This is a genomic window from Paenibacillus protaetiae (assembly GCF_004135365.1).
GTDB lineage: Bacteria > Bacillota > Bacilli > Paenibacillales > Paenibacillaceae > Paenibacillus_AP > Paenibacillus_AP protaetiae.
The window spans coordinates 641,610-665,612 of the sequence record NZ_CP035492.1 but is presented as its reverse complement, the minus strand read 5'-3'; the positions used below and the strand labels follow the sequence as shown (position 1 = coordinate 665,612).

The 24,003-nt window shown below is 53.0% G+C and carries 28 protein-coding genes, 4 tRNA genes and 2 pseudogenes; 9 read left to right on the top strand and 25 right to left on the bottom strand.

What is annotated here, in order from left to right:
* Positions 1–23: 23 nt before the first annotated feature.
* The gene (locus tag ET464_RS02825) at positions 24–1,493 is read left to right on the top strand and encodes an aminotransferase class I/II-fold pyridoxal phosphate-dependent enzyme (RefSeq protein WP_129438065.1); all 1,470 of its coding nucleotides are present in this window, start codon (positions 24–26) and stop codon (positions 1,491–1,493) included.
* A 202-nt stretch (positions 1,494–1,695) separates the two neighbouring features.
* Here the strand turns inward: ET464_RS02825 and ET464_RS02820 are convergent, their stop codons facing one another.
* The 3 genes from ET464_RS02820 to ET464_RS02810 all read right to left on the bottom strand — a co-directional run bounded on the left by ET464_RS02820 (position 1,696) and on the right by ET464_RS02810 (position 3,071).
* On the bottom strand, positions 1,696–2,007 hold the full coding sequence (locus ET464_RS02820; RefSeq protein ID WP_129438063.1) for a DUF1292 domain-containing protein: 312 nt from the start codon (positions 2,005–2,007) through the stop codon (positions 1,696–1,698).
* Between the two features lie 128 nt (positions 2,008–2,135).
* Positions 2,136–2,699 carry a stalk domain-containing protein gene (locus ET464_RS02815; RefSeq protein ID WP_129438061.1) on the bottom strand — a complete coding sequence of 188 codons (564 nt, stop codon included), beginning with the start codon at positions 2,697–2,699 and terminating at the stop codon, positions 2,136–2,138.
* A 165-nt stretch (positions 2,700–2,864) separates the two neighbouring features.
* Positions 2,865–3,071 carry a hypothetical protein gene (locus ET464_RS02810; protein ID WP_129438059.1) on the bottom strand — a complete coding sequence of 69 codons (207 nt, stop codon included), beginning with the start codon at positions 3,069–3,071 and terminating at the stop codon, positions 2,865–2,867.
* 155 nt (positions 3,072–3,226) lie between these two features.
* Here ET464_RS02810 and ET464_RS02805 point away from each other — a divergent pair.
* A pseudogene (locus tag ET464_RS02805) lies at positions 3,227–3,939 on the top strand (MBL fold metallo-hydrolase).
* Positions 3,940–3,999: 60 nt separating this feature from the next.
* Here ET464_RS02805 and ET464_RS02800 read toward each other — a convergent pair.
* Together ET464_RS02800 and ET464_RS19710 are read right to left on the bottom strand one after the other, a co-directional pair.
* Entirely contained in the window at positions 4,000–4,248 is a 249-nt protein-coding gene (locus tag ET464_RS02800) for a DUF3892 domain-containing protein (RefSeq protein WP_129438057.1), read from the bottom strand.
* Between the two features lie 137 nt (positions 4,249–4,385).
* Positions 4,386–4,541, bottom strand: a complete 156-nt coding sequence (locus ET464_RS19710) for a hypothetical protein (protein ID WP_165279846.1) — start codon at positions 4,539–4,541, stop codon at positions 4,386–4,388.
* 155 nt (positions 4,542–4,696) lie between these two features.
* Between ET464_RS19710 and ET464_RS19705 the strand changes: the two genes are divergently transcribed.
* Entirely contained in the window at positions 4,697–4,978 is a 282-nt protein-coding gene (locus ET464_RS19705) for a hypothetical protein (protein ID WP_165279845.1), read from the top strand.
* 84 nt (positions 4,979–5,062) lie between these two features.
* On the opposite strand, the gene ET464_RS02790 is transcribed toward ET464_RS19705, so the two are convergent.
* From ET464_RS02790 to ET464_RS02775, 4 genes are all read right to left on the bottom strand, one after another.
* Entirely contained in the window at positions 5,063–5,347 is a 285-nt protein-coding gene (locus tag ET464_RS02790) for a phage holin family protein (RefSeq protein WP_129438055.1), read from the bottom strand.
* A 198-nt stretch (positions 5,348–5,545) separates the two neighbouring features.
* Positions 5,546–5,731, bottom strand: coding sequence for a hypothetical protein (locus ET464_RS02785; protein ID WP_129438053.1), 186 nt, complete (start codon positions 5,729–5,731; stop codon positions 5,546–5,548).
* Positions 5,732–5,821: 90 nt separating this feature from the next.
* Positions 5,822–6,151 (bottom strand): YolD-like family protein, encoded by a 330-nt coding sequence (locus ET464_RS02780; protein ID WP_129438051.1) that lies wholly within the window; start codon positions 6,149–6,151, stop codon positions 5,822–5,824.
* Complete coding sequence (locus tag ET464_RS02775; RefSeq protein WP_129438049.1) at positions 6,148–7,416, bottom strand: DNA polymerase IV; 1,269 nt, start codon at positions 7,414–7,416, stop codon at positions 6,148–6,150. Before ET464_RS02775 ends, ET464_RS02780 begins: the two co-directional genes overlap by 4 nt.
* Positions 7,417–7,629: 213 nt before the next feature.
* On the opposite strand from ET464_RS02775, the gene ET464_RS19700 reads away from it, so the two are divergent.
* The 3 genes from ET464_RS19700 (at position 7,630) to ET464_RS02765 (ending at position 9,101) form a co-directional block, all read left to right on the top strand.
* A complete protein-coding gene (locus ET464_RS19700) occupies positions 7,630–7,797 on the top strand; it encodes a hypothetical protein (protein WP_165279877.1) in 168 nt (55 codons plus the stop codon).
* Positions 7,798–8,020: 223 nt separating this feature from the next.
* Positions 8,021–8,737 (top strand): DUF2642 domain-containing protein, encoded by a 717-nt coding sequence (locus ET464_RS20170; RefSeq protein WP_244226643.1) that lies wholly within the window; start codon positions 8,021–8,023, stop codon positions 8,735–8,737.
* Between the two features lie 232 nt (positions 8,738–8,969).
* Positions 8,970–9,101: a sporulation protein YjcZ gene (locus tag ET464_RS02765; RefSeq protein ID WP_129438047.1), complete on the top strand. Its 132-nt coding sequence runs from the start codon at positions 8,970–8,972 to the stop codon at positions 9,099–9,101.
* Positions 9,102–9,209: 108 nt separating this feature from the next.
* Here ET464_RS02765 and ET464_RS02760 read toward each other — a convergent pair whose 3' ends face one another.
* The 6 genes from ET464_RS02760 to ET464_RS02740 form a co-directional block, all read right to left on the bottom strand.
* Positions 9,210–9,842 carry a glycerol-3-phosphate acyltransferase gene (locus ET464_RS02760; protein WP_129438045.1) on the bottom strand — a complete coding sequence of 211 codons (633 nt, stop codon included), beginning with the start codon at positions 9,840–9,842 and terminating at the stop codon, positions 9,210–9,212.
* On the bottom strand, positions 9,842–10,939 hold the full coding sequence (locus ET464_RS02755; RefSeq protein ID WP_129438043.1) for a glycosyltransferase family 2 protein: 1,098 nt from the start codon (positions 10,937–10,939) through the stop codon (positions 9,842–9,844). The genes ET464_RS02760 and ET464_RS02755 overlap by 1 nt, the downstream gene beginning before the upstream one ends.
* A gap of 47 nt (positions 10,940–10,986) precedes the next feature.
* Positions 10,987–11,133, bottom strand: a complete 147-nt coding sequence (locus ET464_RS19695; RefSeq protein ID WP_165279876.1) for a hypothetical protein — start codon at positions 11,131–11,133, stop codon at positions 10,987–10,989.
* Between the two features lie 265 nt (positions 11,134–11,398).
* The gene (locus ET464_RS02750) at positions 11,399–11,866 is read right to left on the bottom strand and encodes a GNAT family N-acetyltransferase (protein WP_129444016.1); all 468 of its coding nucleotides are present in this window, start codon (positions 11,864–11,866) and stop codon (positions 11,399–11,401) included.
* A gap of 167 nt (positions 11,867–12,033) precedes the next feature.
* Positions 12,034–13,176: a periplasmic substrate-binding domain-containing protein gene (locus ET464_RS02745; RefSeq protein ID WP_244226731.1), complete on the bottom strand. Its 1,143-nt coding sequence runs from the start codon at positions 13,174–13,176 to the stop codon at positions 12,034–12,036.
* Positions 13,176–14,225, bottom strand: coding sequence for an ABC transporter substrate-binding protein (locus tag ET464_RS02740; RefSeq protein WP_129438039.1), 1,050 nt, complete (start codon positions 14,223–14,225; stop codon positions 13,176–13,178). The genes ET464_RS02745 and ET464_RS02740 overlap by 1 nt, the downstream gene beginning before the upstream one ends.
* 207 nt (positions 14,226–14,432) lie before the next feature.
* On the opposite strand from ET464_RS02740, the gene ET464_RS02735 reads away from it, so the two are divergent.
* Both ET464_RS02735 and ET464_RS02730 read left to right on the top strand, forming a co-directional pair.
* Positions 14,433–14,636 carry a DUF6199 family natural product biosynthesis protein gene (locus ET464_RS02735; RefSeq protein WP_129438037.1) on the top strand — a complete coding sequence of 68 codons (204 nt, stop codon included), beginning with the start codon at positions 14,433–14,435 and terminating at the stop codon, positions 14,634–14,636.
* 34 nt (positions 14,637–14,670) lie between these two features.
* Complete coding sequence (locus ET464_RS02730) at positions 14,671–14,907, top strand: hypothetical protein (RefSeq protein WP_129438035.1); 237 nt, start codon at positions 14,671–14,673, stop codon at positions 14,905–14,907.
* 53 nt (positions 14,908–14,960) lie between these two features.
* On the opposite strand, the gene ET464_RS02725 is transcribed toward ET464_RS02730, so the two are convergent.
* Positions 14,961–15,033: transfer RNA gene (locus tag ET464_RS02725), tRNA-Val, on the bottom strand.
* A 190-nt stretch (positions 15,034–15,223) separates the two neighbouring features.
* Here ET464_RS02725 and ET464_RS02720 point away from each other — a divergent pair.
* Complete coding sequence (locus tag ET464_RS02720) at positions 15,224–16,216, top strand: S-layer homology domain-containing protein (protein ID WP_129438033.1); 993 nt, start codon at positions 15,224–15,226, stop codon at positions 16,214–16,216.
* A gap of 366 nt (positions 16,217–16,582) precedes the next feature.
* Here ET464_RS02720 and ET464_RS02715 read toward each other — a convergent pair whose 3' ends face one another.
* The 9 genes and pseudogenes from ET464_RS02715 to ET464_RS02680 all read right to left on the bottom strand — a co-directional run bounded on the left by ET464_RS02715 (position 16,583) and on the right by ET464_RS02680 (position 24,001).
* A complete protein-coding gene (locus ET464_RS02715) occupies positions 16,583–17,395 on the bottom strand; it encodes an SPL family radical SAM protein (RefSeq protein WP_129438031.1) in 813 nt (270 codons plus the stop codon).
* A gap of 65 nt (positions 17,396–17,460) precedes the next feature.
* On the bottom strand, positions 17,461–17,751 hold the full coding sequence (locus tag ET464_RS02710) for a MazG nucleotide pyrophosphohydrolase domain-containing protein (RefSeq protein WP_129444014.1): 291 nt from the start codon (positions 17,749–17,751) through the stop codon (positions 17,461–17,463).
* Positions 17,752–17,977: 226 nt separating this feature from the next.
* A tRNA-Leu gene (locus ET464_RS02705) sits at positions 17,978–18,063 on the bottom strand.
* A 15-nt stretch (positions 18,064–18,078) separates the two neighbouring features.
* Positions 18,079–18,155, bottom strand: a tRNA-Ile gene (locus ET464_RS02700).
* Between the two features lie 27 nt (positions 18,156–18,182).
* Positions 18,183–18,259 (bottom strand) — tRNA-Met (locus tag ET464_RS02695).
* A 104-nt stretch (positions 18,260–18,363) separates the two neighbouring features.
* On the bottom strand, positions 18,364–18,528 hold the full coding sequence (locus ET464_RS19690) for a hypothetical protein (RefSeq protein WP_165279875.1): 165 nt from the start codon (positions 18,526–18,528) through the stop codon (positions 18,364–18,366).
* A 214-nt stretch (positions 18,529–18,742) separates the two neighbouring features.
* Positions 18,743–20,248, bottom strand: coding sequence for an ABC transporter substrate-binding protein (locus ET464_RS02690; RefSeq protein WP_129438029.1), 1,506 nt, complete (start codon positions 20,246–20,248; stop codon positions 18,743–18,745).
* A 10-nt stretch (positions 20,249–20,258) separates the two neighbouring features.
* Positions 20,259–21,143 (bottom strand): annotated as a pseudogene (locus ET464_RS02685) (ABC transporter ATP-binding protein); the annotation flags it as partial.
* A 2-nt stretch (positions 21,144–21,145) separates the two neighbouring features.
* Positions 21,146–24,001: an ABC transporter permease gene (locus ET464_RS02680; RefSeq protein WP_129438027.1), complete on the bottom strand. Its 2,856-nt coding sequence runs from the start codon at positions 23,999–24,001 to the stop codon at positions 21,146–21,148.
* Positions 24,002–24,003 lie beyond the last annotated feature (2 nt).

The window sequence follows — 24,003 nt, the reverse complement described above, 5'->3', positions numbered from 1 at the left end:
CAGAAAAGGCAGGGATGAAAGCGATGGATCACAACAAAACCCCGCTGTTCACAGCACTACGCAACCACGCGGCTAATAATCCGGTACAATTCCATATTCCCGGACATAAAAAAGGACAAGGCACAGACCCGGAATTCCGGGAATTTATCGGCGATAACGCACTGTCAATCGACCTGATCAATATTGCCCCGCTTGACGACCTGCACCAGCCGACGGGCGTTATCGAACAAGCTCAGAAGCTGGCAGCCGATGCTTTTGGGGCCGATTATACATATTTTTCGGTACAAGGCACGAGCGGCGCGATTATGACGATGATTTTGACGGTTTGCTCGCCAGGCGATAAAATCATCGTCCCGCGCAATATTCATAAATCCGTTATGTCCGCCATTATTTTCGCGGGCGCGCGCCCGGTATTTATATCGCCCGCCCGTGACGCAAACCTCGGGATCGACCACGGCATTACAACCCGTTCCGTTCGGCGGGCGCTGGAGCGCCATCCGGACGCCAAAGCCGTGCTCGTCATCAACCCGACCTATTACGGCATTTGCGCCAATCTGAAAGAAATCGTGGAGCTCGTCCATTCCTTCGACATTCCGGTGCTGGTTGACGAAGCGCATGGCGTATTGATCCACTTCCATGAGAAACTGCCGATGTCCGCGATGCAAGCCGGCGCCGATATGGCGGCAACAAGCGTCCATAAGCTTGGCGGCTCGATGACGCAAAGCTCCATTCTGAACGTACGCAAAGGCTTTATTAATCCTTATCGGGTACAAACGATTATAAGCATGCTGACGACAACGTCGACCTCTTATATTTTGCTTGGTTCGCTGGATACATCCCGCCGCAATCTGGCGATTAACGGCCATGACATGGCGGAAAAAGCGATCAGGCTGGCGACCTATGCACGCGAGCAAATCAACCAGATCCCGGGCTTGTATTGCTTCGGCGAGGAGCTGCTGGGCGGTGAAGCTACGTATGACTATGATCCGACGAAGGTAACGATCCATATCCGCCACCTCGGCCTAACGGGCTACGACACGGAAAACTGGCTCCGCGATAACCATAACCTGGAAATCGAAATGAGCGATATGTATAACATTCTTTGCCTGGTAACGCCTGGTGATACAGAAGAAACCATTGAAAAGCTGTTAACCGCGCTGCGGGATTTGTCCGCTGCATACCATGAAGGCGCTGAAGCTCGCGAGCTTGTGGTCAAAATCCCGGATATTCCGCAGCTTTCGCTGACGCCGCGCGACGCCTTTTACGCCGAGACGGAAACGATTCCATTCAAGGAATCGGCCGGACGCATTATTGCGGAATTTATTTACGTTTATCCGCCGGGCATTCCGATCCTGCTCCCGGGCGAAGTCATTTCGCAAAAAAATATTGATTACATCGTTGATCATGTTGAGGTTGGGCTGCCGGTGAAAGGCCCGGAAGACCGCAGCATCGAATTTGTTAAAGTCATTGTAGAAGAAACGGCTATTTTTTAAACGCCGGTTTGGCTGTTGCCTCCAACACAACAAGCTGCTTTCCTTGAAAAAAAGGAACGGCTCCCCGATAGCGTTAACCTGCCATCGGGGAGCCGTTCACAAGGAATTGCAGCTTTTTGTTTGGCTTTGGGCGCTTCGCCGCAGCCGCAGCCCATCATATGATTTTCAACAAAAAAGAGGCCGGTTGGCCCCTTTCCTTGCATTAGCTGTTTTTTTCGTTTTCGGTGCGGGCGATTTCTTCATAAATCGCTGCAACGCGATCCCATTCTTCGTCGTCTTCAATACCGACAAGGAACGCTTCGTCGTTCTCTTCCTCAATGCGGAAAATAACGCCGTCTGCTTCAATATCGTTACGATCCAGCAGAACTGCATACACTTGGTCCTCGGATTCGAATGTATATACCATTACCATCTCACGTTCTTCGCCTTCATCGTTCGTGACGACGAATACATGCTCTTCATGCTCATGATCGTGGTCATGGTTGCAATTCTCATCATGCACATGCTCGCTCATTGATTAACCCCATTTCAGTAATTGATGCTTTTCTTCCGTATCGTACCACGTGAACCATCTCCGGTCAAACATTAACCGTATGCCAAAAAAGGCGCCTTTGCTTCCTTGCAAGCAAAAAGCGCCTTCCATTACGTCTCCGAAGAGATCAAAATTTCCGATACAGAAGTCCATTCAGCGTCCGGACTTGTTTTCATAAAAAACCGGACCGCGTATTTGCCTGTATAATCAAAGCTGTACTGAATATCCTGCGTCCGGTACCAGAAGTTATCTTTGTTCATATCAAGCGTCTGCGATTGAATCGTCTTCTCGTTGCCGTATGGATCAAATATGGATACTTTGACCGCAGATATGCTTGTTTTCAAATTATCCACCTGGGCAAATACGTTAAACGTATATTTATTGCCTTTGGACACTTTGCCGAATATCGCGTTGTCCTTAAACAATACCAAATGAACGTTCGGCTTAATAATCGTCGCTTTCTTATTCTGATTGTCCCAGTCGACAATGGCATTCAGTCCGCTCGCCACCTCGCGAAGCGGCAAATACGTCTTGCCGTCCATGACGAGGCCGCCATCGCCCGATTGTCCGTTAATAATGACCCGCACTTTCTGTACTGCCGCATCCGCAAATATAGCCGTTCCCCCGACAAGCATCAGCACGCACAGCCATACAACGACTTTCCTGTATTTCATTATGGCAAAACCCTCCATCCGCTGTATTGGATGTAAAGTTATACTCTGCCTATCAGGTAAAGTTGCGGCTGTCCCTATAAAATATTTGTCCTGCGCCTTGCTTCTGAGCGGATGTCAAATCATGCTGAAAGCTGCGGTTGCCCGGGAAATGACGCCCGCGAATGATCAGGAATACGTACGAGTCAGAATACACGGCACCCCTTTGCCGACGGCCCCTGGCTTTTTCATGCGCGCCAAATAGCTCATTCCGCGTTCACACGGCGTTTTGCATACGGCGCAAGTATCCGATAATACCAGCTTATAATGATATTGCTTCCGTTCAGTTGATTTTGTTTTTTTGACGACCTTGGCTTTGCTGTTCCCTTTTGCCATTATAAAATCCCGCCCTCCGGCTGCATGTATGATGATGCATCGTATGCAGGCGGAGGACGGTTTGCGCCCGTATTCGCATTGCCGCTGCTTAAAATTATTGTTACATTTAATGAAGAAGCTAAAGCGGAAAGGAAGGATCCGGGGTGAACATTGAAATGATTGGCACCGGAAGCGCATTTGCCAAAATGTACGACAATAATAACGCTTTATTGGAAGCGGGGGCTTTAAGCTGCTGCTGGACTGCGGCATTACACTGCCGCGCGCCCTGCATAACCGGGGAATTTCCTTCGGCGAGCTGGACGGCGTCCTGATCAGCCACATCCATGCCGACCATGTCGGCGGGCTCGAGGAATATGCGTTTCAAATGATGTTTGTGCATAAGCGCAAGCCTGTGCTTTACCTGGCATCGACGCTGGCGGAACCGCTGTGGGAGCATACGCTGCGCGGCGGGCTGACGCAAGGGGAGCTGAACAAGCTTGAGCATTTTTTTGACGTACGCCCGCTTGAAGCGGATCAGAATAACGAAATTGCACCCGGCATCGTCGTGAAGCCGATCCGTACCGACCATATCGACGGCAAAAACAGTTATTCTTTTTTATTTAACGGCCGCTTCTTTTACTCCGCCGATATGCGTTTTAACCCTGGGCTGCTGGAGAAGCTGGTGCAGGACGGTGTTCAAACGATTTATCACGACTGCCAGCTTGCCGGCCCCGGAGAAGTTCATGCAACGCTGGACGAGCTGCTCACGCTGCCGGATTCGATTCAAAGCCGGCTGTGGCTCATGCATTACGGAGATGCCATGGAGCAGTTTGAAGGCCGGACCGGCCGGATGCGCTTTATTCGCACCGGAGAGGTACAGCCGGTCTGACCGCAAAGCAAAGAGGCGCCGCATCGCTGGATGCTGGCGCCTCTTCCTATACGTTTCCGGTCAAAAGATCGGCAGATTATCTAAATTGTTAGTCGGGTCGCCGTCGGCATCCCCGCGAATATAGGTTTCGCCATCGCGTCCTTTAAACGCATTGACACCCGCGATATTCCCCGCCTGCACTTCGGTTAACGCCGTGCCGTAATCCAGCACTCTGCCTGCAGACGTCTGGAAGGCGGTTAAATCACCGTCCCCGTTTTTTTGTACCGCAACAAAATGTTCTCTTTCGTTGGATGCGCCTGTCTCGTTCATCGCTCTCGCTCCTTTTGTTATAGCGGTTCTACAACCGCTTCCTAGCTGGAACGGCAATTAGTATAAACCGGGGCAGGCTAAATTATGCATTCGTCAGGCCAGCTCGGCCGGCCGCAGCTATGATATTTACGATTGCGTTACTCTTTTTTCTTCCGCGAAGCTTTCCACAGCTTATACAGCCTGGACGGCTGTTCTGAATGTTCCGCTGCATCCTGGTCTTGAGCAACAACTTTGGCCACCTCGGCGATTACAATGCCTACTAGGCCAAATAAGCCGATAAGCCATACCGCCATATAGGCGTATTCCTCCAACCGCGTTCGCCTCCGCCGATCCGTCCTATAGTTATGTATATGCAGGGGCGCTGCAAATTAGGAAGTTTATTTCACGCTTTTCCGCACGGCCGCATAGGCTATTTCATCACTTTCATCTTTGCAAGGAGGCAATCTCAATGGCTATCGGCCCAGTTGGCGTTGGTGTTGGCCCGTATCCCCCTTATCCGCCTTATTATCCGCCGTATCCTTATCCGTACCCGTTTCCGCTTCCTATTCCTTTCCCGTTCGGCTTCGGCTTCGGCGGCTTCCACGGCCCTTTCTTCGGACCAGGCTTCCACGGCGGTCCCGGTTTCCACGGCGGCCCGGGTTTTGGCGGAGGTTTCCATGGCGGTCCCGGCTTCGGAGGCGGCTTCCACGGCGGCGGAGGTTTCCATGGCGGCGGCCATCGGCCGCTGTAACTTTATAGGGCAGCATAACAAACGGCCGCTGTAAGGCGCTTCCCTTTCCTTGGATCGGGAAACATCCGTCCAGCGGCTGTTTTTTTATTTGGCTCCTCTGTTCCTGTTTAAAGTGATGCCTTCCGTCGTCTGCTTCAAAATTTGGTTGCCGTAAACAGAGAACGCTCCGCATAATATGCCCTGGAGCACGCTTTGCACATGAAATCCAAGTATACATAGCGTAAATAAAATAGCAGCGATCGTAACCAAATAAACAATGGTCCAATCCGGTATTTTGGGCGTCTGCTTCAAAATGTAGCCGATTGCCCAGCAGGCGGCAACCACAATGAACAGGTTAGGGTCAATCAGGTCTTTCACTTCATCCCACATTAGCGACCACTCCTCCCGATTTCACTTCCGTTATGAAATCCTGCGCGCGGACCGGATGCGGACACGCCTTGCAAGCACGTCCTTGTGCATTCATTGTATGCGCCGCTCTTTCTGATATGCTTCACGCTTGCTTGAGCTTGTCCGCATTGTTTATGCAAAAAGCCCTTCAAGAAGCTACAGGCGCAGCCTCTTGCAGGACTATGATTTTTTTCGGGATGAACGGTCCCCTGCTTTGCTCCCCGCTGATGAGGACTCCAAATTTTCAGCCCGGGCGCGCCACACTGCCCACAAGGCAAGCGCATCGCCAATAATGACCACTACTGCTGCAATAACCGCCAAATCATCCGCGCTAATCGTGCCAATTTCCGTATCGGACGAAGCCATAGGAGAAGCCCCTTCCTGTTGTTCATTGATGATAGTAGCCTATGCCCGGATCAGCGGTTTTGATTGGGCGCTGTCATGCTGCCCGCACATTTAATCGGCCAGCGCCGCGCTTTCCACATCCTTTACCCGCACCCACACGCCATCCAAGCGTACACGCCCGCCCGGCACGTCAATCCGTTCCACCACCCCTTCGGCCGCTCGCGCCTCGTACGGGTCGTACAAGCGCAGCGTAATCGGCTTGCGCCGCTCCAGCGACTCCGCCATCATAGCGGAGATTCGCTCCCATTCGCTCTCATCCAGCTCAATCCGTTTCCTGCGCCGCAGTTCCCGCTCCCGTTCATTAATAGCTGCTTTGTGCTCGGGAAGCATCATCCGGCTGGATTCCCACATTCCGTTTCCTTCCAGTTTTTTTCTAGTCATTTGTAGTGCCCTCCGATCTTAGCGGAGCGGTCGATCGCTTGGCCGGCAGAAGTTTTGGAAACCGCCCGCATAATGCTTGCGTCGCCGTATTTCCGTTTAATCATGTCAGTAGCCCGTTCAAGCGCTTTGAACTTTTCCTTATCCAAATCAAACAACGAAAGCTGGTACTCCTCATCGGAGCTGAGCTGAGACACGCTGACGCCAACCTTGCGGACAGGCAAGCCGTCCCAATGCCGTTCCAGCAGCTTGCAGGCAGCCCGGTACGCCTGATTCGTAATATTGGTGGGCTCCTCCATCTTCATTTGGCGGCTGAATCCTGAAGGGCGTTCGAAGTCGGCGCCCATGCAGGCAACCGAGATCACATTCCCCATATAGCCGAGGCCCCGGCAGCGCTGGCATACAAGCTCGGTCAGCTCCAGGAGAACGACCTTAATATCCGCCAGCGTTGCATAATCGCGGGGCAAGGTCATCATATGCCCGACCGATTGGGGGTCCGTCCCATGCGTGCCCGGCGTAACCGGGCTGTTATCAATGCCGTTGGCAATACGCCAATATAACTCCGCCTGAATATCGGAGTTTTTGCCAAATTTGCGCCGCATCATCTGCTTCAGCTTGGACAGCGGCGTCTCTGCCACCTGGCCGATCGTCGAAAGCCCCATCGCGTGAAAATGCCGGGTCATCCGGCTGCCGGCCATAAACATGTTGTTGACCGGAAGCTTCCATAGCCCGGCCAAATTGCTCTTTGGCAATGTATAAATGCCCAAATCGCTTTTCTTGGCGTAATTGTCGCAAGCCATTTTGGCTAAAATTTTATTGCCCGAAATGCCGAAACGCGCATACACGCCCGTTTCCGATAAAATCCGGCGCTGAATGATCCGGGCCAACTCCTCCGCCGTACCGTACAGATGGAGTGAACCTGTCACATCCAGAAACTGCTCGTCGATGCTATAGGACTCTACCAGATCGGTGTAGCTGGTGTAAATATTCGTAATTTGCATTGATACATCAATGTAATTTTGCATATGCGGCTTTACAACGACTAACGAAGGGCATTTGGCAAGCGCCTCTCCGAGACGCTCGGCGGTCGTAACGCCATATGCCTTGGCAATCGGGCATGCAGCCAGCACAATCCCGGACCTTCGCTCGGGATCGCCGGCAACAACAAGCGGTTTGTCTGCATATTCGGGATGCTCAGCCTTTTCTACCGAAGCATAAAACGACTGGCAGTCCGCGAGCATAATGACTCGTTCCCCTTTATCCGGCATTGCGATGCCACCCTCCACTGTAAGAACTGGTGTTCGCTATTATTATATGACGAACACCAGTTCTTATTCCACAGGTTTTTTCTGGTTTTCCTTCCCTGCCGAAAAAGCGGGCTGCCGGAATTGGTCAAATGCCTCCCCGACAAACACCCAAGCTTTTGCAGAACCAGCTTCATAATGTAAAGAGTAGTCAATCCACAAGGAGGTGCACTCAATATGTCAGGATTTGTTGGCGGCGGTTTTGGCGGTGCTGGTTTCGTATTGGTACTTTTCATTCTGCTCGTAATCATTGCTTGCAGCTGCGGTATTTTCGGCTTTGGCGGCGGACTCGGTTACGGCGGTTACGGCGGCGGCTACGGCGAAGGCTATGGTAAAGGCTACTAATACCCGCCGAATGCTTAAACCTCCCTGTATTTAAAAACATTCCCGTGCATCATTCCGCTAAGAGGCCCGTTTAACGGGCCTCTTATTTTGGTGCGGAAACGGACAAGCCGAGAGCTGCAGCTGCACATGGATGCAGACTATAAGGCAAACGCCCAATTGCTGAACGGCTGGGCATTTGCTGCATATGATGGGTTCGAGTCTATATCTTCAGGGAGCTGATAACTTGTATCAACCAAATGAGGAACGCAGCGAGCTCGTATCCGTGCCGTTCAGCGCGGCACAAAGCTTATTGCCGCTTGGCGGCGCTGCGGCGCAAAAAATTCCGCAATTATTGCCCGGCCAGGTTCAAGCCCAAACGCTGCCGGCAACCGGCGCGACTTTGCTTGGACCGTCTCAAGCCAATCTGGGAGCGCCAGCGCCGATAAACCCGCTGCAGGCCGCTCCGGCGCAAGTTCTTCCTGCGCAAACGATGGAGCCGTTTGGCGGCGCGCACAAAACGAGCACCGCCCCGATATCGGCGAGCCCGTTTCCCGGAGGAACACAAACGGGACCGGCGCAGCTTGGTCCTTCGCCATGGGGGCCGGCCGCACAGCCCAATTCCATGCTGGGGCCGGCAGGAGCCAATCCATCGTCGCCATGGGGTCAAAACCCATGGAATCCGTGGAATCCGTGGAACCCGGAACAAGTAAGCCCGGCTCAGACAGGTCCCGCGCAAACCTTCCCGGAACCGGCCGGCCCGGTGCAGGCCGTTACGAACGTGGAGCCGTATACGGCGGAAGCCTTAAGCCGCTACCTTGGATGCTGCGTAGTGCTTATGACAACCCGTGGACCGCTGGAAGGCGTTCTGCTTGAAGTGACGCCAACCTATGTCGTCCTGCAGACCGGTTTCCGCCGCACGTACGTCCGCATTTCCGAAATCGTATGGTTTATGCCGCAGTAACTAAACAAGGCATGGGAGCTGCCCGCTCCCATGCCTTGTTTAGTTAAAAAACCTCCTGTGCGTGTACCAAATGCCGTTACCCGTCTGACGCCGGCCTTCTCCCAAGCGTAATGGCTGCTGATCAGCCATGACTTCTGGAAATGGTCAAATGCCTCCCCGGCAAACACCCATACATTCTGGAATCCCCTACATATTATATACAGTACTCCAACGCAAGGAGGTGCAATGAACAATGTCTTTTGGTTATGGTGGTGTAGGGTTTGGCGGCGCTGGTTTTGTACTGGTGCTTTTCATTCTGCTGGTGATCATCGCATGTAGCTGTGGCGTCGGCGGATTTGGCGGCGGCTACGGAAAAGGCTGCTAATCTGCAGATTAGCTATCGCATAGCATTACAATCCAAAAGGCCCTTCTCCGGGCCTTTTGGCATTGCGTCAGTTGCCAGCGGGAAACTTGCGGCGGCTTTAAACGCCTGTCATACTCCGCTGTTAAAATCATTTTTGGATGTTTTTTTTCTGATGAAAGATGCAAGCTCGCGGCGATGTTTATACGCCAATATCAGGAAGCTTCCGGCCCATACCCAAAGCACGGCGGCTGCGAACGGCCTTACCGCCAAATAAACCAGCAGCAGCAGCATGCCGCACACAATATGCAAGCCGTCCGTTTCGCTCGATATCGGTTTGCCCTTGTTGGCCACGCGGGTGACGGCAACCATCACGGCCAGAATGACCGCATATGCAAGGGAAGCCTCGAACCACGTTATGGCGCTCCAGACGCCGAAGGTGACCGCAATCGCCTTGCCCCCTTTCCCTTTCAGGAAAGGGCTGAACGCATGCCCGGCGATCGGAGCGACAGCTATCGGGATCATGCCGTAATGGCCGGCGTATCCACTTCCAAGCATCACGGCCGCAAGCGGCAGGTAGCCTTTTAGAAAATCAAGCATCAGTCCTGCAATCCCCCACTTATACCCGCTTGCTTTCCATAAATTGAGCGCGCCCGGATTGCCGTCGCCGACCGTTTTAATATTTTTTTTGGCCAGCAGCCCAAACCAATAGGAGAACATCAGAGAGCCGGAAATAAATGTACACGCCGTCAGCAATACGATCATCAGCTTTGCTTGCCCCCTACCTGAACATGCCTTCCCTTCCATCTTACATGGCCCAGAAAGACGACCTGGTAAGCCGAATACAGCATAACCGCAATAAAAAACAGCGCAGAGAAAAGATGAAGGACAGGCATCACAATGCCAAAAACGCCTACATACTTCACGAAATAAAACAGCTGGAGCATATACAGGACATAACCGATCAGCAGAGGAACAAGGAAAGAGGTGCCGATGAAAGCAAATACGGATTCCGATACGATCAGCCCGAGCACCCATAGCGCAACAAACACAATCGTCCACGGATTCAGCGTCGAGGTGCTTAATACCGCTCCTTTGCTGAAACCTTCGATTTCGTCTTTGATGCCGCCCGGGTACATCCGGAACGACACAAGCCCGTAGCCGATAAAATTAGTAACCGGGATGCCCGCTCCGATAAATTTGGCGCCAAGGAACAAGTCGTCCAGCACCTCGGATTTGATGCTTTCATGGCCGTTAATGTTCTCGTAATCGTCACGGGAAGCGACAATGCAGGAGCCGTACAGCCCTTTGCGCGGGTTGCGGCCTTCGAACACCGACGTAAAAGCAAACAACCCCAATACATTCATAACAAGAGCCAGCTTCTCATAAAACTTTTCCGTTTGGTGAAACGGAACGACCGAAATAACGCCGCCCGACTTCTCCTTCGCTTTCATCAAAGAAGCAAGCGCCCCCGGTGCCAGCCGGATATCGGCATCCAAAAAAACGAACATATCGCCGGAAGCATGCTGGTAGCCGTTCCAAACCGCCCAGCTTTTGCCGGTCCATCTGTCCGGCAGCTCGCTGTTGGCAATGACCTTCACGCCGTAACTTTCGGCAATTTCCCGGGTCCGGTCTTCCGAGAAATCGTCCACCACAATCACTTCATAAGGCTGCAGCGTCTGCGACTTAAGTGAATCCAGAAGAAACGGCAAATTGCGTTCTTCGTTCCGGGCGGGAATGATAATGGAGATGTTGCGGGGTTGCTGATCTGTCGCCTCGGATAGCACAAGAGTGCGTTTGCGGAACAGAAAAAAGCCGGAGAAACATCCGGCCAGTACTGGAATTAACAGCCATATCCCCATACTTTAGCCCCCTTCATATAAATATACATATGACAGGCTGACAAGATTTAGTTTCCTTTATAGAAAACGATAACCGTGTCGGAATGCGCTGGTTTAATATCAATGACGATGACATTGCTTTTTTTCAAAAATTTACGCAGTTCGTTTAACGACATCACTTCGAATTCAATTTCGCTTGCAAGCACGTTCCACATCCGAAGCTGCTTCCCTCCTATTCCTATCGTTACTCCGCTGTACGGGCATTGTCTTACAGGTGCTAGAAGTTACGCAGGATGTCATAAATTCACAATTTAACTCAATTATACTGGAGAATAGTTATTTTGTCCCATAAAATAAAAGAAAAGAACGCCTTGTCCAGGCGTTCCAGAAGCAGGAAAGCTTGCGCGGCTCCGATTGAGGCGCTTGTAAGCTTGCCTTGTTTGACATGCGGGGATTATCGTACAATGAAATACCTGTCCGTCAAGGATGCAGGTTCAGCTGCTTGGTCATAAACACGCTGTACGGATCTTCCTTATAATCTGCGAACGGCCCGCAGCAGTGAAAGCCAAACCCGGCATACAGCTTCCTGGCGGGCATAAAAGCATCCATTGAACCCGTCTCCAGGCTGATCCGGCTGTAGCCTCTCCGTTCCGCTTCCTGAATAATATGCGCCAGCATTTGCGTTGCCACGCCCCGTCTTAAATAATCGGCGCTCGTCCGCATCGACTTCACTTCGCCGTGGCCGCCGCCGAGATCCTTCAGCGCGCCCATCCCGGCCAGCCGGCCGCCGTCCCATGCGCTCCAAAATGTCAATTCCGGCGCCTTCAGCCCGTCCAAATGTAAAGCATGGATGCTTTCCGGCGGGGAATGAAGCGTCATCCCATGAAGATGCTCGGCAATTAGAGCGATCACCTGGTCTCCCGTCAAATCGTCTTCTTTTATATCCAGTTTCAAATCCATCGCCACAGTCCCTCGCTCCACTTATGGTTTCCTATACTCTGCAGCTCCTATTATGCGGCCGAAATGCAGCGAAAAAAAGGGCAAATCGCAAGAGCGGATTTCACCTTTTAAGCGTGCTCCGCCTGTTCATGCCCAGCCCGCCCCTCCTGCTCCGGCTATTCGGCATCGTATGCTTCGGGCTCAAACCACAACCGTTTAAAATCAACCCAGCCCCCGGCATTCAGGCTTGCGCCCTGAAGGGACGGATGCGTGTGGCTGCGGACGCTTTTGCGTACCAGGAACAGCAGCGCCGCTTCCTCCTTCAGCCGCTGCTCGATTCCGCGGAACAGGCGCTGCCGCTCCTCTTCGTCCGGGACGGACAAAAGCGATTCAACCGCCTCATCTATGGCGGCGGCCTGAGCTTCGCTCAAATGCGCGCGGATAAAATGCGATTTGAGGCTTTCGAGCAGCCGGATAATTCCTTCGCTGCTGGGCAGCTCAAACAAAATCATATCCGCCAGCGCCATGAGAGAAGGCTGCAGCAGCCTTTTCCAAGGAACAATTTCAACGTCCAAACAAATGCCGGCGATGGCTAATTCCCGCTTCAACCAGTACGCATCCGGCGCATGCCGCTCATAAGTGATCAGGCGCAGCGCTTCTCCGCCGTACGAGGACTGGGCCAGCAGCTGAACAGCCTGCTCCAGGCTCCAGTCTGCGTCCATGTACGCGGCCGAAGCGGCACGGCGGGCAGCCCCTGCTAGGGGGGCGGCGCTGGCAAGGTCAAGGCGGGCAACGCCGCCAAGATTGACCGCTTCGCCAGGGAGGGCAACTGCTTCAAGCTCCTCATCGGCACGGCTACGAACTTCCCCAGGACCGTTAGCGCCCGCTAGGTCACCAACTCCCCCAAGGCGCTCAGCTCCTTCCAAGCCGCCAACTTCTCCAAGGAGGCCAGCCCCCTCCTCTAGGCCAAAGCCGTCGGCAGGGCAAACTCTGGAGCGGCCAAGCTCCTCGGCCATCTTCCAGCGGTTTACCGCCATTCGAATGGCTTGCCGCACCATATAATCGGCCAGCGGCCCTTGTTTATTTTGGTTGAACGTAAGGAGCGTACAGCCGGTTAATTGCTCTTGCCGTCTCCAATCCGGAACAAGCGCCGGAACGCTGCCCGGAATATCATCCGTATCCACCAGCAGCGAAGCGGCGGGATGCAGGGCAAGTCCTTGGCCGGACGGCACAACCGTCAGCTCAATGCGGTCAATCATCGCCCTTCCCGCATAATGGCGGTCAAAAGCTTCCATTATATATTTTCCGCTGTCCTGCATCACATAACGATACGGTCCCGTACCGGGCGGAGCCGCAGTTGCGAACAGCTCAGTGAAGGGCAGATTCGAATTTGACACCGCCGTATCCGACAGGCTTGGAGTTGAATCCGGGGCATTATCCCCGAGGGAGCCGCAGCTGAACTTTGGACCGTACCTGACGGACTCCGGTCTGAAGCCGGCACAGTCTGCATCGGCAATACAGCGGGTCGGGCAGCCAGCTGCTGCGGGACGATCGACATCGGCGGGTAGCTCACATAAGCGAGAAACAGAAAATTCGGCCGCTTAAGCTTTACCTTGACCGCATAGCGGTTCAGCACATGCACCGATTCAATGTCCTCGGCCAGCCATCGCTGCTGCGATCCGTTATCCCTTAGCCGCAACAAGCTGAACCGTACATCTTCCGCTGTCAGTTCCCCGCCATGGTGAAAAAGCACCCCTTTGCGCAAATAAAACGTCCATTCGGCAGCCGAATCATCCCGCTTCCAATGATGGGCGAGCGCCCCTGCATACCGGCCGGCAGCAGCATCCCGCACCACAAGCGTATCGTACAGCTGCCGAATCAAATGCATATCGAGCGCATAAAACGATTGCGCAGGGTCCAGCGTGCTGCTCCCGTTCAGCTCCCGGAAAAGCGGCAGCTTTAACGTTTCCACATACTCACCGCGCCGGCTTTCGACCGAATAGCCAAAATAACCGGACAGCCACCGCATAAACGTCTCCTCCTGAAAAGAAGACAGCTCGCCGTACGCCTGTACCATTTTAAAGGCTTCTTCAACCTTCCCGTCCTTAACCAGACGTTTCGCTTCCTGCTCCAAAGTTGTCTCAAAAGGAAGCAGAAAACGAATCTCCGATACGTTTCCCCTGCCGCGGCCCGGCGTGTAGCGGGCCCAGCCCCGCGCTTCCATTTTGCGGATAATCAGCTTGGCGTTGCGGGCCGAACAGCCAAGCGCCAGCGCCAGCTGCTCCGACGTCGCCTGAACCGCTATGTCCACGCCGCTCCTAACGGCAAACGTTTTATAAAGCCGTAAATAATCATACGTTAAAGACATCCGTAATCCCTTTCGTCTATGGCCTATCAAAGCCAATTCCTTTACGTACAGCTTATCATAGGTTTGGCCGCAGCCGCGACATACGCTGGCAGCCGGTTGGCCAAGCTGAGTTCAACCTTATGCCGGCAGGAGATTAGACAACAAATGACAAATATAATATGTACAAACGTGCAGGTGCAAAATTGCATGATGAAGGAGGCGAAGATCATGATCCTATTATTTGTGCTTGGCAGTCTCTTTTTGGGATTAGGTATATTAGCCGTTAAACAGCCGGATTTATGGATATTTAAAAGAACAGGCCGGGAAGAAATCACCGACTCAGATATCGCCTTCACCAAGTTACGCGGGCTCGTTTGCCTGATTGCAGGGGCAATTTTCATCATAGCATGGCTGTTGAGGCTGATTTTATGAGGCGACAGAATGGGTTTACAAAGGGGAACTTGCAATGAATTTACGAACGGTCATTTTATTCAACCTGCTTTATCTAATCATTTATACAACGGCAATGCTCGTGCCGGACAGCCATACATGGCTGCGAAGCATCATCGTTGGCGCTTTTGTATCACTAGGTTGGCCCGCCGCCTATAAATTCAAAAAAATAGACAGGTCCATATCGGGCACAACAGGATTTCTTGCTATGACTCCGCTTCTTATTATCACCTATGTCATACAAGGATTGTGAGTTTGAAACAGAAAAAAACCCGAGAAATCAACGTTTCTCGGGTTTTTTAAGTATGATCTGTAGTGGGCTCGAACCACTGACCCCTACCCTGTCAAGATAGTGCTCTCCCAGCTGAGCTAACAGATCAGAAATGAAGTAGTGACAAGAAATAATATACCAATATTCCGGGCGGAAGTCAATATTAATAGTTTCAATTTTTTACCCCGATTTATCCGCTTCATACTTTTCCCCACCCAATCAAATAATGCTGCAACATTTTCCAGACCCTAAACGTTCATAAGACATGACCAACAAATTGATGATGAGGTGATACTGCATGAAACTCCGACGTTTATTTTCAGTTGTGCTGATTGGTCTTATGCTGACGATGGTTGGGCAGACCGTGTTTGCGTTTAGCGATACGAGCGCCGATCCTAACGATTCCAAAATCAGCGCACTTGAGAAGCAGGGCATTATTTCGGGCACGGGAGACGGGCTGTTTAACCCGCAGGGCACTCTGGATTATGCCTCCGGCATTTCACTTATTGTAAAAGGGCTCGATCTGAACATCGACAACATCCGTTTTATCCGCGAGCCGCAGGTTACGGACTATTTCGCCAACCTGAAGGACGGCGCCTGGTACGCCGATGCTTTTATCGTGGGGCAGCTGAACGGTCTCGACATTCCTAAAGATGTCAAAGCCGAAACCCCGATGACCAAAGAACAGTTCGCCTACCACCTGGTTCAAGGCTTGCTGCACAAGGGCACATTTCCTCTTATTGACTTGTACCGTATTGTAGCGGATGAAGCGGACATTAACCCGGCGTATTCCAGCAGCATTCAGGTCCTCCTGATTACGAACATTGCGCAAACGGACTCGGCGAACAAATTTTATCCGAAAAATCCGATTACCCGCAGTGAAGCGGCCGGCTGGCTGTACGATGTTAACGAAAAAATCAAGCTCACGCCAATTGACGGCAATGATCCGGGCAATCCGGCAGGCAAACCGCTGACCGACTTGTCTCTGCAGGTGGATGCGGTCAATGAGCAGGTCAACAAAGTAACGGTGTCGGCACAAGCGCCGCACCCGGGCTACGGGCTGCGGATCAGCTCCATTGCGTTTGAAGGCGATCTGGCTCTCATTACGGTTGAAACCGTATTGCCGCAGCCTGGGGTGATGTATCCGCAAGTTGTGACGACGGTAAAAGCAGAAACATACGTAGACGCGAAATTCAAACCAGTGCTGAAAACAGATTCAGCCCCTTCGGCCGGCTCAGGCTCCCAGCCTTCCGAACCGGTGAGCAGCAGTGATCAAGCGGCGGCGCAATAAGCATTAGCAATAAGCCACGCTTTATTTCAAAAAAAAAAGCTTCACCCGTTTCTTGCAGGCAAACCTATCCGTTTCCCGCAAGCGAAGCAGGTGAAGCTTTTTTACTTTGGGGCGAGTGTGCCGTGCGGGTGGGGCAAAACGTAACGACTCTATTGCAGCTCACTACCATCTGCTCCCAAGGCTCAGCCTCAGTCTGTTACGGTAAAGCCTGCTCAGTTCGTCCCGGCTCATCACAGCAGACCCCACACTCACTCCGCCGGCTTGTCCCGGCAAAAGCCCCCTCCTGAGTGCCCGGTTCCGTCACGGCAAAAGCCTCTCTCCGCTTGGGCCAAGCTCCATTACCGAAAAAAGCCCCTTTATTGCCCGTTACGGCAGAAAGCCCGCCTGTCCGAAATAAACAATGCTAGGAGGCGCTGCAGCGCTTAAGCGCTCGTAGAACTCGTCGGCATAAGCCGGACGGTAGAAATCGCCCATGCCCAGACTTTCGTACGTCTCCCGCACTGCCAGGCGGCCCGTGCGCTTGCCTCCGCTCCCGTCCCCGCGAAAATAATCGTCGACGACGATACGGGGCGCGGCTGCGAGCAGCTTGCCGGCGAACTGCTCCGAGCAGGGCAGCAGCGGCGACACCGCCGCCTGAACGGCGATGCCCGCCTCCTGCAGCTGTTCCATCGCTGCAAAACGTGCGGCAAGCGGAGGAGCCGAAGGCGTAAGTGCCTTCCGCATCGGCTCCAGATCCGTCTCTACCGTCATGCTGACGCGCACATGCGCTCCCAGCGCAAGCAGCAGATCGATATCCCGTGTCACCAGCGGGCTCCGCGTCTGCACGAGAAGAAAATCCGGCGGCTGCTCCGCCATTGTCTCCAGCAAGGAACGCGTAATTTTTTTCTCGTATTCCATCGGCTGGTACGGGTCCGTTGCCGAGGACATAAATACGGTGACCGGTCCTTTGCCCAGCTCCCGTAACCACTCTTTGCGGAAGTGGTCCGCGTCAAACCGTTTGACGTCCACCCAGCTGCCCCACGGCTCCCCGCGGAACAACCCGACCGGCATTTGCCTCACGTAGCAATAAGAACAGCCAAAGGAGCAGCCTGCATACGGATTTAGCGTATGGCTGTACCCTTCCAAATAACCGGATGCCTTGGTCAGCCATTTGGACGGCTCGCGTTCTCTAATTTCCATACCGGCTGCTCCTTCCTTTTTGGCTACTGCCCATTACAATCCCCAGTCTGCTGGCACTGCAGGCTTTACGCCCAAGTTCTTTTATCGTTGATCTCCATCTTCTGCCGGAATGCTTCCGCCAGATCAATATCCAGCTTATTAGCCAGGTCAAAAATATTCCATACGACGTCATACATCTCATATCCAAGATTTTCGCTCTTCTCCCGGTCCGGGTGAAAAGAAACGGATAACACTTCCTTTGCCAGCTCCCCAACCTCCGTCATCAAATACAACATCCGCTGCTCGATCGTGCTCGTATCAAAACCTTTATCCTCACTAAACTGTTTTACATACGATTGAAATTCCATTGCGTTCATCATGTTCTGCTCCGCTCCTATTCATCAATTAACCACTATCCTACCAAATTCTCAACGCCCTGCATATGTCGGCTAAACCATGAACCAATCCAAAAAAGCATAACGAAAAAGCCTGCATTACAGGCATCCGGCTTAGGATACTATAATGAAGGCTTTCCGTAAGTCTTGTACAAGACTTGGATTATGTAGATCAGGCAAAACCTCAAAAACTTTTGAAGTTTAAGTATGCCGGGAACGGGGGTCGAACCCGTACGGTGATCACTCACCGCAGGATTTTAAGTCCTGTGCGTCTGCCTATTCCGCCACCCCGGCGAATGGTGTTTCAAATGGTGGGCCCTGAGGGACTCGAACCCCCGACCAATCGGTTATGAGCCGACCGCTCTAACCAACTGAGCTAAGGGCCCTAACGAATGTGCATGATTTCGAAAGGTTGGTTGCGGGGGCAGGATTTGAACCTGCGGCCTTCGGGTTATGAGCCCGACGAGCTACCGGGCTGCTCCACCCCGCGTCATTTATACCCACCGTTTAGAAACGGCGACAAAAATAAATATACAGGAATGTGCTAGTGGAAGTCAAGCATTTTTTTATGGAAGTTTCGTTTAAACCGATTGATCAAGGCAAATAACGGACGCCATATCTTCCTTTGCGCGAACGAAACACTTCGATTTCTTTGGGGCAATCGTAGCCGTAAACCCACCAGTCGTTCTCCATCCGCCTGACCAGGCATCCCGCCTGAAATTTGGTATCATACAGCCGAACCCAATAAATCCACCTCATGTCTAAGCTCCCTCCTTTATTTGAAGTTATATTTCCCCAAACAAGGAAAGAACCATTCGAGATCGGCAGCTGCGGCTAACCTATTTCTGTTTTCGCGCCAAAAAAGCAAAGAAGCCGCATGTAGCGCGGCTTACAGCGCACAGCGGGCAGCTTCTTTGCTCCTATTCAGCTTTCCAGCTTATCATCGACTGGCGGCGGTTAAACGCCTGCCGAATTAATAACGGATACCCGGCTTTGCGATGCCTACGCCGCTGCCAGTCGGGTTGTTTTTAATATCGGTCAATATTTTATTGCCTTCCGTTTCCCATGCGGCCAGAGCTTCCGGCACAGTCTTCGTGCCCTGCAGCACTTCTTGGAACAGGTTATATGCCGGCTGCTCCGCTTCATACAGACGAGGGTTCTCCATATACTGTTTGTTCAGATCCACGGATTGCGGCGGAATCGGCTTCAGTGTCGTAAAGGCTTTAATGTTAAAGTTGAGGCCGTCGCGCGGTTTAATGAATTCTTGACGGGCCGACAGTTCTGTCATGCTGCGGGATTTCAGCTCCGCCCATTCCTTGCTGTTCGTGAACTTGATGAAATCCCAAGCGTCGTCGGCATTTTGCGCATTGGCATTAATGCCCATCAGATCGCTCAAGTACACGTTGCCGACACCAGGCGCTTCCGCATGGGTCGGAGGCGTTACGACATCCCATTCAAACGGCTTAAAGTCTTTAATTTTGCTGGCGTTGTCCATAGTAGTTTTGATCTCATTCGTATAGTTGTATTCCCCGATGGTCATCGCAACACGCCCGTTCAGGAATAAATCATTGCCAATCGGGTTGTAATAATAGCTGCCGTCGCCGTTAGGCTGGTTCAGCTTATTATAGAACGCCTGCATATCTTCCTGAGTCGGAGAAATATGGTCCTTGTAAATGCCGGCGATTTTCTCCCATACCGCCTGCCAGCCCGGCTCGTTAACCGTCATCTTTTCCAGCTTGTCGTCCCATTTCTTCAAGCCAAGCGGAGCGCTGTACGTCATCAGATCGGAATAAGCATCGGAACCCCAGCGGTTCATTGTCAAGCCGAATTGGCGCTCTTCTCCGTCCCCTTTGCTGACAAGGCGGGCCAGGTCAAACACTTGATCCCAGGTCATGCCGTCCGTTGGGAAATCTACGCCAGCTTCGGTAAACATCGATTTGTTGTAATAAAGCGCAGAGGAGCTGAACGACGGCGTCAGCGCATAAATGTTATTGTCTCCGGCCGTCTTGATGCCGTCGATTACCGTCGGCACATAATCGGCAATATCGAATTTATCTTGGGCGATCAGCGGATCAAGCTGCTTAAGCATATTATCCTGCGTTAACCGCTTCAAATAGTCGTAACCGAAAATAATAACGTCCACCGGATTGTCTCCGGTCAGCATTTTGGTCATTTCCTCATACGGATCCGGCTGCTTTACTACGCCGTTCGGATCGGGTGTTTCAAACCGCGTATCGTTGTAGTCAATGGCCGATACGATTTCGATGTCGATATTTTTATGCGTATATTCATACGTGTCGGTATACTGCTGGCGCGTGTAGGACTCATTGTCTGCGCTGCCGTAAAGAACGCCGATGCGCAGCACCCGCTTCTCCGCCGAGCTGTCGTTGCCGCCGCTGCAAGCCGATAATACGCCTGCCAACAGCGTCACCGATACAAGCGCCGCCGCCCATTTGCCCAACTGTTTCCCCTTCTCCATCTTCAGCCCCCAATGATTTCGGCGGCGTAATAATAATCCGCTCACCGTCAAATTCCATCGATGCTTTGTCTTTAATTTGCAGTGCGGTTAAATATTCTTTTGGTACCTGCAGCCGGCCTACTCGGTCTACCACAACATAGGCTTCATGCACCGTGGACTGCAGCCCCTTCGACTTGTCGGCCAGCTGCACCGCTTCTTCACCGGACAGCATATTCGGATTGCGCTTAATAAACTCTGTGCTCGTCAAGCCGTCGCGGATCGCTACAACGCGGTCGACCTTTCCCGCCAGCGTCAAGTCGTGGGTAACAATGACGATTGTTACGCCAATCTCTTTGTTCAGCCGCCGGAAGATGCCCATAATCATATCGGATGTCGCCGTATCCACCGAGCCGGTAGGCTCATCAGCGAGAAGCAGCTTCGGCCGGTTCGCAAGCGAAATCGCAATCGCAACACGCTGCTGCTCTCCGCCGGACAGCTGATGGAGCTTGTTGTGCATCCGCTCTTTCAGGCCCACCCATTCCAGCAGCTGCTTGGCGTAAGCACGATCCGATTTGCCGGACAGCATCATCGGCATTTCGACGTTTTCCAGCGCCGATAAATAAGGAAGCAGGTTGCGCGCATTGTTTTGCCAGATGAAGCCTACCGTATCGCGCTTATACTGGACAAGCTGCTCTTCGGTAATTTTGAGCAAATCCCACGGTCCTACCTTCACTTGCCCGGCGGAGGGGCGGTCCAGGCCGCCTAATATATTCAGCAAAGTAGATTTGCCGCTGCCGCTGTTGCCGATAATGGCCATCAGCTCGCCGTCCTCCACCGTCAAGTTCAGTCCTTGCAGGGCAACGACCTCGAGATCGTCTGTTTTGTAAATTTTGACAAGCCCTTCGCATTCGATCAACGTTACCGCTCCTCTCCCATTTTGACCGCTTGATGGACACGCAGCCGGCGTATATGCACGAAGAGCAGAATCGCGCCGAACGCGATCATGAAGCCCACCACACCATACAGCTGCAGCATATCCTGCGAGTTAAAGACGACGCGGAACGGCGGCACCGTATCGGTGACGTTCTCGGCGGTTTGCAGGAACGGAAGGAACAGCAGGCTGGTTACCTTGCCGATAACAATGCCCAGCCCGATTGACAAGCCGGCCGTCAGCAGCTGCTCCAGCAGCAGCATGCCGGTCAGCTGGCCGCGTGAAAGCCCCATGGCCCGCAGCACCCCAAACTGCACAACCCGTCCCGACAAGTTGAAAAACCAATACAGCACATAACCAACGAGCGTGACGATAACAGAAACGAGGAACCCTAAGCTCAATATGCCGAATATGCCGCCTCTGGTCGGCAGCTTCGCCTGCGTAATGAGCTCGTTGCGCACATCCTTGACGGAGGCGACAGCAATGTGGCTGTCGCTCAGCTTCTCCAGGATCGGAGCGACCTTGGCGCCATCCTTCATCTTGAGCCATACCTCGTACGGCATAAGCGGGAGCTGGTCAAAAATATAATCGAGATTCGCGATAATAAACGGCGACTGCTCCGGATATTGGCTGGGCCAATACGGCAATATGCCCACGATGACAAAGTCGATTTTGCCGTCGGGGAATCCGGCCGATATCGTATCCCCCAGCTTCAGCTGATATTTCTCCGCTACGCTCGTCGGAATAAGCGCTGCTTCTTCATACAGCCCCATATTGCGCAAATAATAGTTTTGGTGGACCGGGAACAGGTCTTCCCGAAACCAGCCGACAGTGGCAAAATCAACGTTATCAATGCCCATGACGGTACCTTGGCCAATGGAACGGTTCGATACGACAATGCTTGCTTTTGCCTGAAGCACCCGGGCAGCGGCTTCAACGCCTTCCAGGCCGCGAAAAATTTCGAATGGCGGCTCATTGTACAAAATTTTGGTCGGTGCAGCCTGCTGACCGCCGCCGTTCCCGCCGCCACCTCCGCCTGCTCCACCGCCGGCTCCTCCGCTGTTGCCCGTAAACTCCGCCGTGCCTTCCCATACGGTCTGCACGATGACGTCCGATCCGTATTTGTACAGCGTGCGCTCCTCGGAGTTCAAATCGATCGTCCGGGCAGCGGAAGCATTATACACGCCAAGCCCCAGCGTCAAAATGAGCAAAATCATAAGCGGATAATATCCTTTGGACGAACGGGACAGCTGCGTCAGCGTTAAATAAAGCGGCACCGGCAAAAACTTGCGCCCGAGCCAGTTAAACAGCTTGAGCAGCCACGGGAACAACCGCAAGCAGAACAACCCGATCGCAAAAATGGATATCGCCGGTACAAAAAACAGAAACGGCTGCACGTTGAGCTGATCCGTTGTCATCCCGGTCTGGAACGTCAGCATTTGCCTTTCGTTAAACAAATACCACCCGTAACCCGCGATGCCCAGCAGCACGATGTCAAGAAACCAGCGCTGCCATAACGGTCCCCGGTCGGAACGGGCGAGGTCCCGCTTGTAGCTGACGATAGAGGAACGGGCATACAGCACGGCTGGAATTAATGTGGCCAGAATGGCCAGCAGCACGGCCGCTGCGCCGGCTATGATCGCTTCGGTTCCGAAGCCGATCGGAATCGACTTCCGGTTCACGAACGACAGGAAACCGTTCGCCGAACCGATGCTTTTCGCCATAAACCAGCCGAGAAACGGCCCGGTCAGCAGCGCGATAATGCCAAGCAGCAGCCCTTCCAGCAAATATATCCATATAATTTGCCGTGTGCCCGCTCCCCGGCTCCGCAGCACGGCAATGTCGCTTCGCTGCTTATCAAGCGCCTGCCGGGCGTTCATTGCGATAAAATAAAACACCATCGCCAGCATCGGCGCCGCCAGCATAAACAGCATCGTCTGCAGCTGCACGCTTTGCGAGCGGAATTCCTTCAATGTATTCGCAAACGATATTTCAATCCGGGTATCTTTCAGCCGCTGATACAGCTCGATATTAAGCCGCTCCAGCGTCCGGCCAAGCGGGGTAAGCTCGCTGGTATGAATGTCCGACAGATCAAAGACGTAATACCAGCCGGCGTTCTGGATCGGCACATGCTGCTGTTCCAGCAGCGTCTGGTTAAACGCCTTGTCGCCGATTTGAACGGCGCCCATCATCGACTCGAGCCCTTGATACCAATAAGGATCGGTATCGTTCAGCGGCTTATAGGCGCCTACGATTTTGACGCGCAGCGTCAAGTTTAAACCGCCGTATACGGGATATTCATAGACATCGCCGATATGGATGTCGTTGCGGTACATCGCCTCTTCAAGCAGCACCGCCTCCAGCGTGCCGTCGCTGCCGGCCGTCTCGGAATACCATTTGCCCTGCGTCAGCTCCACCTTATCCTGCAGACCGGTCATACTCGTAATCGTCAGCTGCCGGCTGCGGCTGGCATCCACCTTCGAGGAATCTTCCGGCACAACATCCGCGCTGCGGATGGAATAGTTGCGGACATAGGTTCCGCTTGGAAAACCAATGGCGGCGGGAACGCCTTCCCGAATATACTGGTCGACGCTATCCAGTGCTTTCAAATCGGTTTTGGCGCCGCCCGGCGCTTGATAGCGCATCAGGAGCGAACCTGCCGGCATGCCTTCGCTTTTTTCCTTCAGCGATTCCGTGACCACCCGCTTCAAGGCGCCGTCCGCATACATCGGGATGCTTGTCGCAAAAGCAACTGCAATAATAAGTCCCATAAGCGTGCTGATGGTCAGCCAGCGGGTATTCCACATTTTACGGAACAGAAATCGAAAGAGCGGGATCCCCATAG

Bases quoted from the DNA above. Each gene is read 5' to 3' on its own strand.
- ET464_RS02760 (WP_129438045.1), bottom strand. From the start codon at position 9,842: ATGATCGTATTGCTGACGGCGTGTACATTTATTTCCGGCTCTCTGATG.
- ET464_RS02785 (WP_129438053.1), bottom strand. From the start codon at position 5,731: ATGGCTTCGTCCGATACGGAAATTGGCACGATTAGCGCGGATGATTTG.
- ET464_RS19700 (WP_165279877.1), top strand. From the start codon at position 7,630: ATGTCAGGATTTGTTGGCGGCGGTTTTGGCGGTGCTGGTTTCGTATTG.
- ET464_RS02780 (WP_129438051.1), bottom strand. From the start codon at position 6,151: ATGACTAGAAAAAAACTGGAAGGAAACGGAATGTGGGAATCCAGCCGG.
- ET464_RS19710 (WP_165279846.1), bottom strand. From the start codon at position 4,541: ATGGCGGTATGGCTTATCGGCTTATTTGGCCTAGTAGGCATTGTAATC.
- ET464_RS19705 (WP_165279845.1), top strand. From the start codon at position 4,697: ATGGCTATCGGCCCAGTTGGCGTTGGTGTTGGCCCGTATCCCCCTTAT.
- ET464_RS02690 (WP_129438029.1), bottom strand. From the start codon at position 20,248: ATGGAGAAGGGGAAACAGTTGGGCAAATGGGCGGCGGCGCTTGTATCG.
- ET464_RS02755 (WP_129438043.1), bottom strand. From the start codon at position 10,939: ATGGGGATATGGCTGTTAATTCCAGTACTGGCCGGATGTTTCTCCGGC.
- ET464_RS02730 (WP_129438035.1), top strand. From the start codon at position 14,671: ATGAATTTACGAACGGTCATTTTATTCAACCTGCTTTATCTAATCATT.
- ET464_RS02825 (WP_129438065.1), top strand. From the start codon at position 24: ATGGATCACAACAAAACCCCGCTGTTCACAGCACTACGCAACCACGCG.
- ET464_RS02715 (WP_129438031.1), bottom strand. From the start codon at position 17,395: ATGGAAATTAGAGAACGCGAGCCGTCCAAATGGCTGACCAAGGCATCC.
- ET464_RS02765 (WP_129438047.1), top strand. From the start codon at position 8,970: ATGTCTTTTGGTTATGGTGGTGTAGGGTTTGGCGGCGCTGGTTTTGTA.
- ET464_RS02815 (WP_129438061.1), bottom strand. From the start codon at position 2,699: ATGAAATACAGGAAAGTCGTTGTATGGCTGTGCGTGCTGATGCTTGTC.
- ET464_RS02800 (WP_129438057.1), bottom strand. From the start codon at position 4,248: ATGAACGAGACAGGCGCATCCAACGAAAGAGAACATTTTGTTGCGGTA.
- ET464_RS19695 (WP_165279876.1), bottom strand. From the start codon at position 11,133: ATGTGGAACGTGCTTGCAAGCGAAATTGAATTCGAAGTGATGTCGTTA.
- ET464_RS02710 (WP_129444014.1), bottom strand. From the start codon at position 17,751: ATGAACGCAATGGAATTTCAATCGTATGTAAAACAGTTTAGTGAGGAT.
- ET464_RS02775 (WP_129438049.1), bottom strand. From the start codon at position 7,416: ATGCCGGATAAAGGGGAACGAGTCATTATGCTCGCGGACTGCCAGTCG.
- ET464_RS02810 (WP_129438059.1), bottom strand. From the start codon at position 3,071: ATGGCAAAAGGGAACAGCAAAGCCAAGGTCGTCAAAAAAACAAAATCA.
- ET464_RS02740 (WP_129438039.1), bottom strand. From the start codon at position 14,225: ATGTCTTTAACGTATGATTATTTACGGCTTTATAAAACGTTTGCCGTT.
- ET464_RS02790 (WP_129438055.1), bottom strand. From the start codon at position 5,347: ATGTGGGATGAAGTGAAAGACCTGATTGACCCTAACCTGTTCATTGTG.
- ET464_RS02820 (WP_129438063.1), bottom strand. From the start codon at position 2,007: ATGAGCGAGCATGTGCATGATGAGAATTGCAACCATGACCACGATCAT.
- ET464_RS02735 (WP_129438037.1), top strand. From the start codon at position 14,433: ATGATCCTATTATTTGTGCTTGGCAGTCTCTTTTTGGGATTAGGTATA.
- ET464_RS19690 (WP_165279875.1), bottom strand. From the start codon at position 18,528: ATGAGGTGGATTTATTGGGTTCGGCTGTATGATACCAAATTTCAGGCG.
- ET464_RS02720 (WP_129438033.1), top strand. From the start codon at position 15,224: ATGAAACTCCGACGTTTATTTTCAGTTGTGCTGATTGGTCTTATGCTG.
- ET464_RS02745 (WP_244226731.1), bottom strand. From the start codon at position 13,176: ATGCAGGACAGCGGAAAATATATAATGGAAGCTTTTGACCGCCATTAT.
- ET464_RS02680 (WP_129438027.1), bottom strand. From the start codon at position 24,001: ATGGGGATCCCGCTCTTTCGATTTCTGTTCCGTAAAATGTGGAATACC.